The 15,118-nt window shown below is 40.9% G+C and carries 15 protein-coding genes; 11 read left to right on the plus strand and 4 right to left on the minus strand.

Translation table 11 applies throughout. The features are described from left to right. Positions 1–122: 122 nt before the first annotated feature. Complete coding sequence (locus tag FH971_RS07015) at positions 123–680, minus strand: arylesterase (protein WP_167496082.1); 558 nt, start codon at positions 678–680, stop codon at positions 123–125. A gap of 61 nt (positions 681–741) precedes the next feature. Here FH971_RS07015 and FH971_RS07020 point away from each other — a divergent pair, with 61 nt between their 5' ends. The 4 genes from FH971_RS07020 (at position 742) to FH971_RS07035 (ending at position 5,878) form a co-directional block, all read left to right on the plus strand. Beyond that, the gene (locus FH971_RS07020) at positions 742–1,494 is read left to right on the plus strand and encodes an ABC transporter ATP-binding protein (RefSeq protein ID WP_140233819.1); all 753 of its coding nucleotides are present in this window, start codon (positions 742–744) and stop codon (positions 1,492–1,494) included. Next, positions 1,494–3,977: an ABC transporter permease gene (locus FH971_RS07025; RefSeq protein ID WP_140233820.1), complete on the plus strand. Its 2,484-nt coding sequence runs from the start codon at positions 1,494–1,496 to the stop codon at positions 3,975–3,977. Before FH971_RS07020 ends, FH971_RS07025 begins: the two co-directional genes overlap by 1 nt. A gap of 165 nt (positions 3,978–4,142) precedes the next feature. Continuing rightward, the gene (locus FH971_RS07030) at positions 4,143–4,829 is read left to right on the plus strand and encodes a pseudouridine synthase (protein WP_140233821.1); all 687 of its coding nucleotides are present in this window, start codon (positions 4,143–4,145) and stop codon (positions 4,827–4,829) included. Positions 4,830–4,981: 152 nt separating this feature from the next. Then, positions 4,982–5,878 carry a LysR family transcriptional regulator gene (locus tag FH971_RS07035; RefSeq protein WP_140233822.1) on the plus strand — a complete coding sequence of 299 codons (897 nt, stop codon included), beginning with the start codon at positions 4,982–4,984 and terminating at the stop codon, positions 5,876–5,878. 40 nt (positions 5,879–5,918) lie between these two features. On the opposite strand, the gene FH971_RS07040 is transcribed toward FH971_RS07035, so the two are convergent. Both FH971_RS07040 and folX read right to left on the minus strand, forming a co-directional pair. Continuing rightward, positions 5,919–6,809, minus strand: coding sequence for a TIGR01777 family oxidoreductase (locus FH971_RS07040; protein ID WP_140233823.1), 891 nt, complete (start codon positions 6,807–6,809; stop codon positions 5,919–5,921). Between the two features lie 77 nt (positions 6,810–6,886). Beyond that, positions 6,887–7,255 (minus strand): dihydroneopterin triphosphate 2'-epimerase, encoded by a 369-nt coding sequence (gene folX / locus FH971_RS07045; RefSeq protein ID WP_137221521.1) that lies wholly within the window; start codon positions 7,253–7,255, stop codon positions 6,887–6,889. A 156-nt stretch (positions 7,256–7,411) separates the two neighbouring features. Between folX and FH971_RS07050 the strand changes: the two genes are divergently transcribed. The 7 genes from FH971_RS07050 to FH971_RS07080 all read left to right on the plus strand — a co-directional run bounded on the left by FH971_RS07050 (position 7,412) and on the right by FH971_RS07080 (position 13,993). After that, complete coding sequence (locus FH971_RS07050; RefSeq protein ID WP_140233824.1) at positions 7,412–8,626, plus strand: AI-2E family transporter; 1,215 nt, start codon at positions 7,412–7,414, stop codon at positions 8,624–8,626. Positions 8,627–8,657: 31 nt separating this feature from the next. Continuing rightward, positions 8,658–9,566, plus strand: coding sequence for a class I SAM-dependent methyltransferase (locus FH971_RS07055; RefSeq protein ID WP_140233825.1), 909 nt, complete (start codon positions 8,658–8,660; stop codon positions 9,564–9,566). Between the two features lie 391 nt (positions 9,567–9,957). Further along, complete coding sequence (locus FH971_RS07060; protein ID WP_137221516.1) at positions 9,958–10,116, plus strand: periplasmic nitrate reductase, NapE protein; 159 nt, start codon at positions 9,958–9,960, stop codon at positions 10,114–10,116. A 34-nt stretch (positions 10,117–10,150) separates the two neighbouring features. Continuing rightward, the gene (locus FH971_RS07065) at positions 10,151–10,408 is read left to right on the plus strand and encodes a chaperone NapD (RefSeq protein ID WP_140233826.1); all 258 of its coding nucleotides are present in this window, start codon (positions 10,151–10,153) and stop codon (positions 10,406–10,408) included. A gap of 2 nt (positions 10,409–10,410) precedes the next feature. Next, complete coding sequence (gene napA, locus FH971_RS07070; protein ID WP_137227302.1) at positions 10,411–12,900, plus strand: nitrate reductase catalytic subunit NapA; 2,490 nt, start codon at positions 10,411–10,413, stop codon at positions 12,898–12,900. Positions 12,901–12,911: 11 nt separating this feature from the next. Next, entirely contained in the window at positions 12,912–13,385 is a 474-nt protein-coding gene (locus tag FH971_RS07075; RefSeq protein ID WP_140233827.1) for a nitrate reductase cytochrome c-type subunit, read from the plus strand. Between the two features lie 8 nt (positions 13,386–13,393). After that, the gene (locus FH971_RS07080; RefSeq protein WP_137221510.1) at positions 13,394–13,993 is read left to right on the plus strand and encodes a cytochrome c3 family protein; all 600 of its coding nucleotides are present in this window, start codon (positions 13,394–13,396) and stop codon (positions 13,991–13,993) included. An 81-nt stretch (positions 13,994–14,074) separates the two neighbouring features. Here FH971_RS07080 and FH971_RS07085 read toward each other — a convergent pair whose 3' ends face one another. Continuing rightward, positions 14,075–15,085, minus strand: coding sequence for a D-alanine--D-alanine ligase (locus FH971_RS07085; RefSeq protein WP_140233828.1), 1,011 nt, complete (start codon positions 15,083–15,085; stop codon positions 14,075–14,077). Positions 15,086–15,118 lie beyond the last annotated feature (33 nt).

Raw genomic sequence — 15,118 nt, forward strand, 5'->3', positions numbered from 1 at the left:
GGTTATCTAATGTGCTTACTGCATGTCCATTTTAAACATCGCTGATTAAATTAAAATAACTTTCGTTCAGTTTAGTAAATTGTTTTTAACATTTGCAGTTAACATCATATAAATTGAAGTTTTTAATCAGATAATTCTTGGGTGATCCAAGGTAGCATCCATTGCGTAATGCTTGCTTGCGCTTGTTCATTTGGATGAATACCATCACGTTGCATTAAGTTTGTGTCTGTGGCAATTTTTTGCATGAAAAAAGGGATTAACTTAATATTATATTCTTCAGCTAATTGATGATAAGTCTGTGTAAAAGATTTACTGTAACGAGGACCATAATTTGGTGGCACCATAATTTCTGTCAACAAGACTTTTGCACCGTGAGCTGTAGAAATTTCGATGATTTTTGTAAGATTTAATTTCAGTTGATTAGGTGGGAAACCACGTAAACCATCGTTGCCGCCAAGCTCAATGACCACAAGGTCTGGTTGGCTAGACTCCAGTAAATTAGGGAGTCGGCGTAACCCTCCAGCAGTAGTTTCACCACTGACGGAGCCGTTAACAATGTTGTTTTGAGGCAATTCGTTACGGAGTAATTGTACCCAACCTTGGTCTTCTGACATGCCATAGCCTGCACTTAAGCTATCACCTAAGATCAAAACCGTGGCAGCATGGGTAGGCGCGCACATTAATATCAGCGTAAATGCAGTGACTAACATGCGTTTAAGCGACAAAAACAAGAAGGATTGTATGTCTAATAATACTGATCGAAATACCAATGCCATTATGGTAACTAACCTCAATAAAACTGTTGTGACCCAAGAGGGAGAGTTGACTATCCTCAACGGCATTAATATAGAAGTCAAGCAAGGAGACAGTATTGCCATTTTGGGGCCATCAGGTTCTGGTAAGTCAACACTTCTTGGGTTGCTCGCTGCTTTAGACACTCCCACATCTGGTGAAATCGTGCTTGATGGTGTGGCATTGTCTGGTTTGAATGAAGAACAAAAAGCCGCGCTCCGTAAACAAAAAGTCAGTTTTATCTTTCAATCATTTATGTTGGTTGACACATTAACCGCGCTTGAAAACGTGATGTTACCTGCTGAGCTTGCTGGCGTAAAAGACGCCAAACAAAAAGCTCAAGCCATGCTTGAACGTGTTGGCTTGGCGCATCGATTAAATCATTTACCTAAACAATTGTCTGGTGGTGAGCAACAACGTGTCGCCATCGCTAGAGCTTTTATTTGCGAACCTAAAGTGCTGTTTGCAGATGAGCCAACGGGTAATTTAGACAGTGTCAATGGCGACAAAATTGCTGATATGTTGTTTGCGCTAAACCAAGAAAGCGATACCACCCTAGTTCTAGTGACTCATGATTTACATTTGGCCAGACGCTGCGCTCGTCAATTGGTGATGGAAAATGGCCACTTATCAGAACCCTATGCAGAAGATAACAGTATCATCGAAGATTTAAGCCTTGAACTTGCTGTGGAGGTCAATTAATGGAATGGCAAATTGCTTGGCGTTTATTTAAGCGTGAGCTTGCCCAAGGTCAGTTGATATTAATTGTATTGGCAATTACCTTGGCAGTATTGTCTGTGACTGGGCTTGCGCGGGTTAGCGAGCGATTACAAGTTGCGATTAATGGTGAAGCGGCTAATTTTATTGCCGCCGATCGTATTATCGATTCCCCAGTAGAATTAGATCCCAACGTCTTAGTGATTGCAGATGAGATTGGTCTTGCTCACGTCACTAATATGCAATTTAACTCGATGGTGTATTCGGGGGAGCAATTTCAGTTAGTTACCGTTAAGGCGGTTGGTGATGGTTATCCATTAAAAGGCGATATAGAACTGAGTAGCGGTACGACGAGATTACTGCCTAAGACTGGTCAAGCGTGGTTTGAAAACCGTTTAGGCGGGTTACTCGGCTATCCTAAAACCATTGAATTGGGTAATAGTGAGTTAGCGCTAACAGAAGAAATTAGTCGTTTACCAGATGCTGGTTTTAATCCATTTGCATCCTCGCCAGTGTTACTCATCCGTATAGATGATGTGGCGGCGACAGGCATTATTCAGCCGGGTAGTCGAGTTACTTATTTATACCAATTTACCGGTGATGCTGAACAACTGTCGGTATTTGAGCAGCAAGCAAAACCATTACTTAACAACAGTCAACGCTGGGTGGATGTGCAATCGGGAGATTCACCGATAGCCTCGGCAGTGCAACGTGCTGAGCGCTTTTTGCTACTCGCCAGTTTACTCGGGATTGCCTTAGCATGTGCCGCGATAGGTATTGCTGCACAACGTTACTGCCAGCGTCATTACGATGTTGTTGCTATGCTTAAAACCTTTGGTGCGTCGGGCAAACAAATTCGGGTGCTATTTGGTCTACATCTATCGTTAGTCACTTTATTGGGTATTGCCTTGGGCCTTGTGGGCGGATTATTACTCGATCTTGGCATCACCGCATTTTTACCCTCAGAGATAGCCGCTTATTCACCACCATATTTACGTCCAGTATTATTAGGCGTTAGCACCGGATTGATCAGTGCATTCATGTTTTCGGCTTATCCGTTAATGCGTTTGTTAGCCATTCCGCCTTTAAGAGTATTGCAGCGTCAATTAGAAGGCTTACAGCTGGGTATGTGGCTCCATTTGTTATTGAGTTTGGCTGCCATGGCATTATTAGGCTATTTATATTCAAGAAGTTTAGCCTTAACCATGACAGTCGTACTTGCGGTGTTGTTATTAGGTTTTTTATTGAGTGTGCTCGGATTTGTGATGATTCGTTTCGGTCATGGAATTGGTATGAAAACCACCAATCCTTTTCAACTGGCATTAGCAGGACTTCGACGTCGAGCACGCCAAAATGCTGTGCAATTGGTTGGGTTTAGCAGTGCATTAGTGTTGTTATTAACCATTTTAGCGTTACGACAAGACTTACTAAACGAGTGGCAAAAGCAGTTGCCTGAAAATGCTCCCAATTACTTTTTAGTCAATATTGCCCCTGAAGATGCTAAGCCACTCAATGACTTTTTAACCACTAATCATATTAACGCTACCGATATTTATCCTGTGGTTCGTGGCCGTCTCACTCATATTAACGATGAAGAGTTGATATCAGGAAAACAAGCCGATGCAGGTGTTGAAGGGCGAGTGGGCATTTCACGAGAGTTAAATTTAACTTACCGAAAAACCTTACCGCCTAATAATGAGTTGCTTGAAGGCGTGTTTAATCAAGCTGAAGATGATGTGTCGGTTGAGTCTGGTGTTGCTAAGCGGCTAGGGGTAGTGTTGGGTGATAAGTTAACCTACAGCATTGATAACCAATCCTTTTCGGTCAAGGTTGCCAGTATTAGAAAAGTTCAGTGGGAAACCCTACAACCTAACTTTTTCATGATTTTTACTCCTGAAGCATTAGCACCATTTGCTTACACCTCTATGGCCAGTTTCCATCTTAATGATGCGCAATTAGCGGCTGATGGTAGCTTACTGAGTGCCAATCAAGTGGTACTGCAAATAATACAACAATTTCCAACAGTATCGATTATTGATGTCGGAGCAATGGTCGAACAATTGCGGCAAATTATCGATCAAGTGTCGTTGTCATTATCATTGGTGTTGGTACTAGTGTTATTGGCCAGTGCCTTAGTATTGATTGCGCAAACTGAAGCCGGTATGGCGACTCGGCAGCGAGAGCTCGCGGTACTGCGTACTTTTGGTGCATCTGGTTGGTTATTGCGTGCGTCGACTGGGTTTGAATTTGCTTTACTTGGTGCTATTGCTGGTTTACTGGCTGTCATCGTGGCTGAGTTTGCTTTATATATGCTTAAAACCCAAGTGTTTGAGCTGGTGGTTTATATGCATTGGCCTTGGTGGGGCATAACTCCTATTGCCGGCGCGTTAATTGTGTCGACGCTTGGCGTATGGCGATGCCGTCAATTACTCAATAAATCGTGCAGTGACATGCTCAAAGAGGGTTAAAGCAAACCCTAAGGGTTTGTTAATAATAAGGGAGATACACAGTTATCTCCCTTATTATATTATCTGGTTATTTTAGATGTATGTTAAGTTTTAGAATAAACCAAACTATCCATTTCACCTCCTTGTTTAAATCCAATTAAATACATTATTTAGCGTGAGTATGTGATGCGTCTTGATCGATTTGTAGTGAAAAGTACTGAATTAACTCAACAGCAGGCCATTGAGTTAATTCATCAAGCTAAGATTTACGTTAATAATGTCGCTGTGGTGGATGAAGCCATCCAAGTACACGAAAATAATGATATTCAATTAGACGGTCAAAAGTTGGTAACTCGACCTTTTCGTTATATTTTAATCAATAAACCTGCCTATACTCTTTGTTCTAATGCGGATGGTGTATATCCGTCATTGTTTTCGCTATTAGATGTAGATCGACTATCCGAGCTGCATATTGCTGGACGTTTAGATGCTGATACCACTGGATTAGTGTTAATTACCGATGATGGCCGCTGGACATTTTCTATCACTTCACCTTCTAAAAAGTGCAATAAAGTCTACCGAGTAACGTTGGTCAAACCGATAGCTGTAGATGCTGCTGAGCGCTTTTTACAAGGCATTGCCTTACAAGGGGAACAAGGGCTAACGCTACCTGCACAATTAAAGGTTTTAGCACCACAAGAAGTATTACTTACGTTAACGGAAGGCAAGTTTCATCAAGTTAAGCGCATGTTTGCTGCTATCGGCAATAAAGTGGTGTCACTTCATAGACAAAGTATAGGTACTGTGAATCTTGATGTTGAGTTAGGAGATTGGCGTTATTTAACGACAGATGAAATTCAATCTTTTTTATAGAAACCGTTTCATCAGCAGAGGCTAGAGGAACAAAAGTCGATGACGTTTAAGTTTTACATTGAGTTATAAATATTGTTGATTTTGATAATTTAAAATTATCAAACACCTGTTATTATATTCAGCAAATAGGCTAATCGCACCCAGAGGAAACCATGTTAAATCAGCAATGGTTAACCACATTTATTAAGTTAGTCGAAGTCGGCCATTTCACTCATACGGCTGAACAATTATTTATGACTCAGCCAGGCGTGAGCCAACATATTAAAAAACTTGAGCAGCAAGTTGGGGTGGCTTTATTATATCGAGTGGGTAAAAGCTTTGAACTGACCGAAGCCGGAATTCATTTGCACCAGCAGGCTTTGATTTGGCAGCAACAGCAGCAGCAACTGTTGTCGCAAATAGCGGTAGATGATGTCCATGTGGGGGATTGTCGAATTGCGTGTTCTGGTTCGATGGCATTATTACTGTATCCGCACTTAATTGATTACCAATTACCGCATAAGCAATTACAAATCTCTTTAGAGGCCGCACCAAACAAACGCATTATCGACAGCGTTTTGGCCAATCAAGTTGAATTGGGCATTGTTACTCAAGCGGTTCACATGGATGAGTTAGCGCTAACGCCATTAGGCCAGCAAGCTTTGTGTATTGTAATGCCAAAATCCTATCAAGATAAGTTAGTCGACTTTGACCAGTTAATGATGTTAGGGATGGTTTCTCACCCTGATGCTATGCATTACTGGTTACAAATTGTTGGTCATTATTTTAACGATAAACAAGCTGGAGCTCAGCAAGTACCCTTACGCAGTTACGTTAATCAATTACATCAAATATTATTACCTGTAGCGAAAGGGTTAGCTTTTGCGGTATTGCCGCAGTTTGCGGTGGACAGTTTTGTTAAGCCACAACACATATGTGTCCCTAAGCTTGCTGGTGTTAAAGAGGGGAAAGAGGGCGTAAGTGAACCATTATTTTTAATCCATAAAAAACATCGGCAATTGGCACTACGTTACCAACCGATTATCGATATTATTAAACAGTTAATGTAGCCACGATTTTGTGGAGGAGAACACTTAATCATGACAGGTGCTAACTAACAATATTATTGAGTGCTGTTTCGATATCGGTGTAGATAAATTCATAGCCTGCCGCGAGAGCTCGTGTGGGGAAAACGAATTGCCCTTCAGTGAGCAATTGTGACATTTCACCCATAGCCAATCTAAGTGCTAAAGGTGGTGTAGTGATTTTAGCGGGACGATTGAGTACTTTTCCTAAGGTCTGCGAGAACTCTTCATTACTGACAGGGTTAGGTGCCGTTGCATTAAACACGCCTTGTAAATCATTGTGGTTGAGTAGATAGTTAATCAATCCCAGTAAATCGTCCATATGAATCCAGCTCATACCTTGCTCGCCATTGCCAATTGGTCCACCAAGTCCTAGCTTAAAGGGCGGAAGCATTTTGGCTAAGGCGCCCCCTTTTTTACCAAGCACAATACCGATACGAGTAATACATACTCGGGTTTGTTGTGATTGAGCTTGCAGCGCAAGGTCTTCCCATTGTTGACAAATATCATGACTAAATTCAGCATGAAAACCACTGGATTCATCAACGGGTGTTTTATCTTGCCGACCATAATAGCCTATTGCAGAAGCGCTAATAAAAGTATGAGGTGGTGTGGTGCTTTTACTAATAAGTTGAGTTAACGCTGCTGTGATGTCGCAACGGCTTTCGGATATTAGTTTTTTTTGTTTGTTGGTCCAACGCTTACTGACTATAGGTTCGCCTGCAAGGTTGATTACCGCATCAATATCGTTAAGGTTGGGCTTATCGGTTAAGGTTTGCCAGTACTCATGATGGCTGCCAAGAATATGTTTTGCGTCGCTAACGTTGCGCGTTAATATAATCAGTTGGTGAGTGGTAAGCGATTTAACGAGTTGTTTGCCAACAAAACCTGTTGCGCCAGTGATTAATATTTTCATGTCAACTCCCCTTTATTTTTACCCGAACATACGACGGTTAACGTAGAAATGATCACTCATTATCGCAAACATAGCTGTTATTGCGTTTTTTGGTAACATAACTCCATCGATACAGAATCTGCGAAGCGCAGTGCATGTGGCTTATCAATTTCGACACTGGCAAATTCAACCCAATCATGTTCGCTGGCAATGGCAAGGGTTTGACTGGTTAAGTTTTCAAGTAAAGAAAAACGATTATTTTCTATCAAGGCAATGATTTTTTTAGTTATAGTGCGATAATTCAATGCATCTTCTACATTGTTACTATCACGTGCTTTGTCTGCACAATAATGGATCACTACGTTAATGATGACATCTTGTTGATTATTGATTTCGTCATCTTTAATGCCGATAAAAGTACGTAAACGTAAGTTTTTAATGCGTATAATAGCGGTTTCTGGTTTCATATGATGTTAGTGGGTCCTAAAAAGTCATTGTAAGCCCATATTGCCATCAACTGATATGTGAATCGACAATAATTTTAACTTAGTTTGCAATATGTTACTGATTTTAGCTTAGCATATCGAAGCATTTAAATAAGCAACAATAAGGATTTTCGCCCTATGAAAGGAATACAACAACCCTCAATGGCTGTGCGCAGTTTTGTGGTAATGGCTTGTGTTGTGGTTATTTTAGCTGGGATTAAAACGGCTAGCCCTATTGTGGTGCCATTTGTGTTATCTGCATTTTTAGCGGTCATTTGTAATCCTGCCATCATGTTGATGACGCGATATCATATCCCTAAATGGCTGTCGATTATTTTACTCATGGGATTTATTGTATTAATGGGACTGTGGCTGGCCAGTTTAGTAGGTAGTTCGGTGACAGAGTTTTCCAAACAAATGCCAGTATACCGCGAGCAATTGATTGAGCAATTTGCATGGATCCTTGAAAAACTCCAAGACTTTAATATTCAGATTTCAAAACAAAAAGTGCTCGACTACTTTGACCCTGGCATGGCGTTATCCATGACCACCAACATGTTGTCTGGTGTCGGCAATGTAATGGCCAATTTATTTCTGATTATTTTGACAATCGTGTTTATGTTATTTGAAGCTCAATCTATGCCTCGAAAGTTTCACTTAGCACTAGATGCTCCTGACAAGCGTTTAAAGCAAATCGACAAATTTTTGCAGTCGGTTAATCAATATATGGTGATTAAAACGCTCGTTAGTTTGGCTACTGGGGTGGTTATTGGCGTTGGCTTAACCATTATCGGCGTTGATTATGCCTTGTTGTGGGCCGTAGTTGCTTTTCTGTTTAACTATATTCCTAATATTGGTTCTATTATTGCGGCAATTCCTGCAGTGTTATTGGCCTTTATTCAAATGGGCCCCGGTGCTGCGGGTATTACCGGTTTACTGTATGTCGGTACCAATATGGTGATGGGTAATGTAATTGAACCGCGCTTTATGGGGCGAGGCTTAGGCTTGTCTACCTTGGTGGTATTTTTATCATTAATTTTTTGGGGCTGGCTGCTTGGTTCTGTTGGAATGCTGTTGTCAGTACCTTTAACTATGATTGTTAAAATCGGTCTTGAATCGAGCGAGTCGGGCAATTGGCTTGCGATTTTATTGTCAGATGTTGGTGATGACTTGCCCGTTGAAGAAGCCAATAGTGTTAAAGCTGAAGCCGAAGTGGCGGTTGAAGAGCAATGCAATAGTGACGATGGCCATTATGTTAATAATGATGAAAAAAATGAGCTAGATAGTGGTGCTAATAATGATACTCACGTGGATAATGATGCTAAAACCAAGTCATCAACCACCGATGTATAACCCAATTAATTGTATTTAGTTAAGAGAGAGTATGAAAGGTTTTTTACAACTAGTCCCCAATTTAACATTCGGTGATGATGTTTGCCGGTTATTCCATGGTCGTGGTGGTTTATATGTGGGCGATGAACACCTGTGTTTAGATTGGTATAAGCCAGTATTATTGCTCACCAGTTTTAAGATGCTCGAAACCGAGCAACTGGATGAATTAGTGATTGCAATAAAGGCACTTTGGCTGCAACAACGCCCAAATGAGCCTCTCAATTTAGTCTACCAATATCGTCAAGGTGGGCAAACATTCAGTGAGTTATTGTTCGGCGAAGTGCCTGAACCGCATATCGTCAGCGAAAATGGTGCACGTTTTATAGTGCATTTATTACGCGGACAAAACCACGGTTTATTTTTAGATATGGCTAATGGTCGAGCATGGGTAAAGCAACATGCAAAGCATAAAAAAGTGCTTAACCTATTTGCTTATACATGTGGCTTTTCTGTGGTTGCTTTACAAGGCGGTGCTGATGAAGTAGTCAACATGGACATGAGTAAAGGTGCGTTAAGCATTGGTAAGCAAAACCATGTATTAAATGACTTGCCCGCAGGAGCTCGTTATTTAGGTCACGATATTTTCAAATCTTGGGGTAAGCTAACCAAGCTTGGACCTTATGACTTGATTGTGGCTGATCCACCCAGTAATCAGCGCGGCAGCTTTGTTGCGACTAAAGATTATGAGCGTTTATTGAAACGTCTACCTGACTTGCTTGCTCCTCAAGGTGAAGTGTTGCTGTGCTTAAATGCTCCAGAGCTTGGTTGTGATTTTTTAATGCAACAAGTTGCGAGCACTGCTCCACAATTAACTTATATAGAGCGAATTGCCAATCCGTCAGTTTTTGCTGATGTTGATGAGCAAAAATCGTTAAAGGTATTGCGTTACCGCTTAAGCTAATTTATGAGTGTTTTACATAAAACCGATAGTCAATGGCTGTCGGTTTTTTTTGTGGTAATAAAAATACTATCGTTTAATTTCGCTTAACAATTAATCAACATGAGTTTTGGGCAAGTTAACTTTTTGTGACTTATACTTTATGTTAGCAAAGGGTGATATTTATCAAGAAATCGTTAAATATTCCTTTATTTAATCGATATTTAAGCTTGTAAATCATGATCTAGCTAATGATTTATTTAAATTGATGATCTAGATCATATTAACCTAGGTTTACCAATTTGTGAGTATATAGTTTGTCACTGGTTTAAAGATAAAATTCTTACGAATCTTAATGAAAGAAGCAATGAAGTGATGATGATTCGTTGTTTTTCCATCCACTCTTGGAGGATCCATGAGTAATGAAATCAAAAGCGAAAAGGGTTTAGAGTTAAAAATTTTTATTTTTTTAACCGTTTTTTTAGCCCCGATTTTATCTGTGTTACTGGTTAGCGCACTGGGTTTTACCATCTGGTTTAGCCAAATTTTAACTGGGCCACCAGGCGCAGGTTAACCTAATAATAAAATAAATAATGCGAGAGTGATGTATGAGCAATGAACTTCACGTAACCAGCCTGATTGTCCAAGTACACCCTGAGAAAATGGCTGAAGTAAGACAACAAATTATGGCCATCAAAAATGCTGAGCTGTCAGCGAATAACGACGTTAAGTTAGTTGTTGTTTTAGAAGGTACCAGTCAACGATCTTTGATGGATGATATCTCAACAATTAACGGCATTCCGGGTGTGTTGACTGCCACCATGGTTTATCACCAAAGCGAAGATCTTGAAGAAGGTGAAGTATGAAAATGAATCGCCGCGATTTTATGAAAGCAAATGCCGCTATCGCAGCGGCAAGTGTTGCAGGTTTAGCACTACCTACAAGTGCAAGTAACCTGATCACTAGCTCAGAACAAACTAAATTAGAATGGAACAAAGCCCCTTGTCGTTTTTGTGGTACAGGTTGTTCTGTGATGGTTGCCACCCGTGACGGTAAAGTGGTTGCAACCCATGGTGATGCAAAAAGTGAAGTTAACCGTGGTTTAAACTGCATTAAAGGTTATTTCCTTTCTAAAATTATGTACGGTCGCGATCGTCTGCAAACCCCTATGTTGCGTATGACTGATGGCAAATATGACAAACATGGTGAATTTACTCCTATTACTTGGGAGAAAGCATTCGACACTATGGCTGAACGCTGGAAAGCCACCATTAAAGCCAAAGGCCCAACTGCTGTTGGTATGTTTGGTTCTGGTCAGTGGACAGTGTGGGAAGGCTATGCTGCGGTTAAGTTAATGAAAGCTGGTTTTGGTTCAAATAACATCGATCCTAACGCTCGTCACTGTATGGCTTCTGCTGTAGGTGGCTTTATGCGTACTTTTGGTATTGATGAGCCAATGGGTTGTTATGACGATATGGAAGCGGCAGACGCGTTTGTGCTTTGGGGCTCAAACATGGCTGAAATGCACCCAATTTTGTGGACTCGTATAACCGACCGTCGGTTAAGTGCGCCACACGTTAAAGTTGCTGTGTTGTCTACCTTTGAAAATCGTTCATTCGACCTTGCCGATTTACCGATTGTATTCACGCCACAAACCGACTTGGCGATGCTTAACTTTATTGCTAATTACATTATTCAAAACGATAAAGTGAATAAAGATTTCGTTAAAAAACATGTTAATTTCCGCAAGGGAACGACCGACATTGGTTATGGTTTACGTCCAACACACCCATTAGAAATGAAAGCTAAAAACGTCGATACCGCTGGCGATTCTACACCAATGGACTTTGACGAATTTGCTAAATTTGTTGCAGATTATGATGTTGAATCAGTCAGTAAGTTGTCTGGTGTTCCTGAACATAAGTTAATTGAACTGGCTGAGTTATATGCTGATCCAGATCGTAAAGTCACATCATTCTGGACCATGGGCTTTAACCAACATACCCGTGGTGTGTGGTGTAACAACTTAATTTATAACATTCACTTGCTAGTAGGTAAAATCTCTACTCCAGGTAACAGCCCATTCTCACTAACAGGTCAACCATCGGCTTGTGGTACAGCACGTGAAGTGGGGACTTTCTCGCATCGTTTACCTGCGGACATGGTAGTGACTAACCCTGAACACAGAAAACATGCTGAAGAAATTTGGCATATTCCGAGTGGTATTATTCCGCCTAAGCCTGGCTACCATGCGGTTGAGCAAAGCCGTCGTTTAACCGATGGCGACTTAAATTGCTACTGGGTTCAAGTGAACAACAATATTCAAGCTGGCGCCAATATTAACGAAGAAGGCTTACCAGGTTACCGTAATCCTGAAAACTTCATTGTAGTGTCAGATGCTTATCCAACAGTAACCACCCAAGCCGCCGATTTGATTTTACCAACCGCAATGTGGGTCGAAAAAGAAGGTGCTTACGGTAATGCCGAGCGTCGTACTCAATTTTGGCATCAAATGGTTAAAGCGCCAGGTGAATCAAAGTCTGACTTATGGCAGTTAATGGAATTCTCTAAGCGATTCACAACTGACGAAGTTTGGCCTGCAGACGTATTAGCCGCTAATCCTTCATTTAAAGGTAAAACCTTATATGAAGTGCTATATCAAAATGGCAACGTTGAAAAATTCCCGCTAAGTGATGCTGATCCTAAGTACTTAAATGACGAAGCCAAACATTTTGGTTTTTATGTTCAAAAAGGCTTGTTCGAAGAATACGCTACCTTTGGTCGTGGTCATGGTCATGATTTAGCTGACTTCGATATGTATCACAAAGAACACGGTTTACGTTGGCCTGTGGTTAATGGCAAAGAAACCAAATGGCGTTTCCGTGAGGGGTCAGATCCATACGTTAAAGCCGGTAAAGACTATGAGTTTTATGGTAAGCCAGATGGTCGTGCGGTTATCTTTGCATTACCTTACGAGCCAGCTGCTGAGTCGCCAGATGAAGAATACGATATCTGGTTATCAACAGGTCGTGTACTTGAACATTGGCACTCTGGTTCAATGACACAACGTGTCCCAGAACTTTATAAAGCCTTCCCAGATGCTGTGTGTTTTATGCACCCAGAAGATGCTAAAAAGCGTGGTTTACGTCGTGGTGATGAGATTAGAGTGATTTCTCGTCGTGGTGAAATTAAAACTCGAGTGGAAACGCGTGGCCGCAATAAACCACCAGTAGGTTTAGTGTTTGTGCCTTGGTTTGATGCCAGCCAGCTCATTAATAAAGTGACGTTAGATGCGACAGATCCTTTGTCAAAACAAACAGACTTTAAAAAATGTGCCATTAAGATTGTTAAGGCTTAAGGAGACAGACCATGAAAACAGGTAAATTATTATCGATTATCGCGTTATTGGGTTTCTCTGTAAGTGTAATGGCTACCAGTGTACCTGAAGACAAAATCGACACATTACGTTTAGCACCGATCAATGTAGAACCGACACCGCCTGCGATGCAAGCAGTGATCAATACCGATGTTAAACAGGTACGTAGTTATCCAATGCAGCCACCGGTGATCCCACATAAGATTGATGGTTATCAGATTGATCTAAAGGCAAATAAGTGTCTTCAGTGCCATGCTCGTACTAGTACAGGCCATTCACAGGCTCCAATGGTGAGCGTGACTCACTATATGGATCGTGACAATAATTTCTTGGCTGAGTTATCACCACGTCGTTATTTCTGTACTCAATGTCATGCACCGCAATTAGATGCCAAATTACTAGTCGAAAATGACTTTGTCGATATAGATCATTTAATGAAGGCGAAAGCCGCAGTTAAGAAGCACTAGGAGCAATTATGTTTGCAAAACTGTTTGAGCAACTAAAGCTAGTGTGGAAAGTGCTGCGTCGTCCGAGTGTCCATTACAGTCTTGGCTTCTTAACCATTGGTGGTTTTATCGCTGGGATTATTTTCTGGGGTGGTTTTAACACCGCCTTAGAACTTGGTAACAGTGAAAAATTCTGTATTAGTTGCCATGAAATGGAAAGTAACGTTTATCAAGAGTTACAAAGTACGATTCACTTTACTAACCGCAGCGGAGTACGCGCAACGTGTTCAGATTGTCATGTACCACACAACTGGACCGATAAAATTGCCCGTAAAATGCAAGCGTCTAAGGAAGTGTGGGGCAAAATTTTTGGCACTATTAATACTCGCGAAAAGTTTGAAGCTAAGCGTCGCGAATTGGCTGAGCATGAATGGAAGCGTCTTAAATCCAATGATTCTCTAGAGTGTCGAAATTGTCATAACTTTGATTATATGGATTTCACTCGTCAGTCTACGCGTGCAGCACAAATGCATTCAACGTCTCTGGCTAGTGGAGATAAAACCTGTATCGACTGTCATAAAGGGATTGCACATCATTTACCTGATATGGCGGGTGTAGAAGGGTTCTAGGCAATTTTATATTGTAAGCGTATAGAAAAGGCCAGCAAATTTGCTGGCCTTTTGTTTTTATGCATTTCGAATTGAAGCAGTTTAGGTTAAATCAACTTGTTGACCAATCACATCAATTAAATACTCAGTGAAATCATGTCCATGGTTTTGCAACATCTTTGGGAACATTGAAATAGGTGTTAACCCAGGGAAGGTATTGATTTCATTCAATAGGATTTCATTATCTTCGGTTAAAAAGAAATCGATACGCGATAAGTGACGTAACTTCATCCCTTTAAAGGCTTTTACCGCGTAATCACGGATCCGTTGACTGATTTCAGGGCTAAGGTTATTAGCAACAACATCAGTACGGGCCTTACTATTTTTAGCATACTTTTCGTCAAACGAATAAAAGGTATTGCTGTCGCAAATAATCTCACCTGGTAAGGTTGCTATCACTTCCCCTTGGTATTGGTAAACAGCCACTTCTAATTCACGCGCATGAATAGTTTGCTCAACCACCACATAAGGCGCATAACTAAAGGCATCTTTTAACACCTCAGCAATATTGGCCTTAACATCGACTTTATAACATCCCACAGATGAACCCTGTGAAGCAGCTTTAACAAATACCGAGCCCCAATTATCAAATGCGGCTTCAGTTTGCTTAATTGCATCATCATCAAGTTGGTGTAAAAAAATGTACGGTGTATTGGGTACACCTAAAGCGGAAAACCACATTTTTGCAGTGATTTTATTAAAGCAATTACTCGATGCTTCCGACTCACAACCAAAGTAGGGCAGTTGGATTAAGTTAAAGTAAGATTGGATATCACCAGTCTCACCAGGAAATCCATGAATACATGGAATAACATAATCAACAGGCCAAGTGGGTGTGCTGTCATCTTCAAAACGGATTTCACGACGATTGGTTAAATCGCACAATTTACCATCTTCTGTATGGTAGTGCCCGTGTTGATCAAGTACTAATTTAAGTATTGAAAATTTATCTGACTTTGCCAGTGATGACTCAAAAAAACGCGCAGACATCAACGAAATATCATGTTCTGCACTGCCTCCGCCGCACAATAACAGCAGATTAATTTTTGGCATGGTTGCTCCTGAAAGACCAATGAAATGAGCTAA

It is taken from the genome of Shewanella polaris (genome assembly GCF_006385555.1).
Taxonomy (GTDB): Bacteria; Pseudomonadota; Gammaproteobacteria; order Enterobacterales; family Shewanellaceae; genus Shewanella; species Shewanella polaris.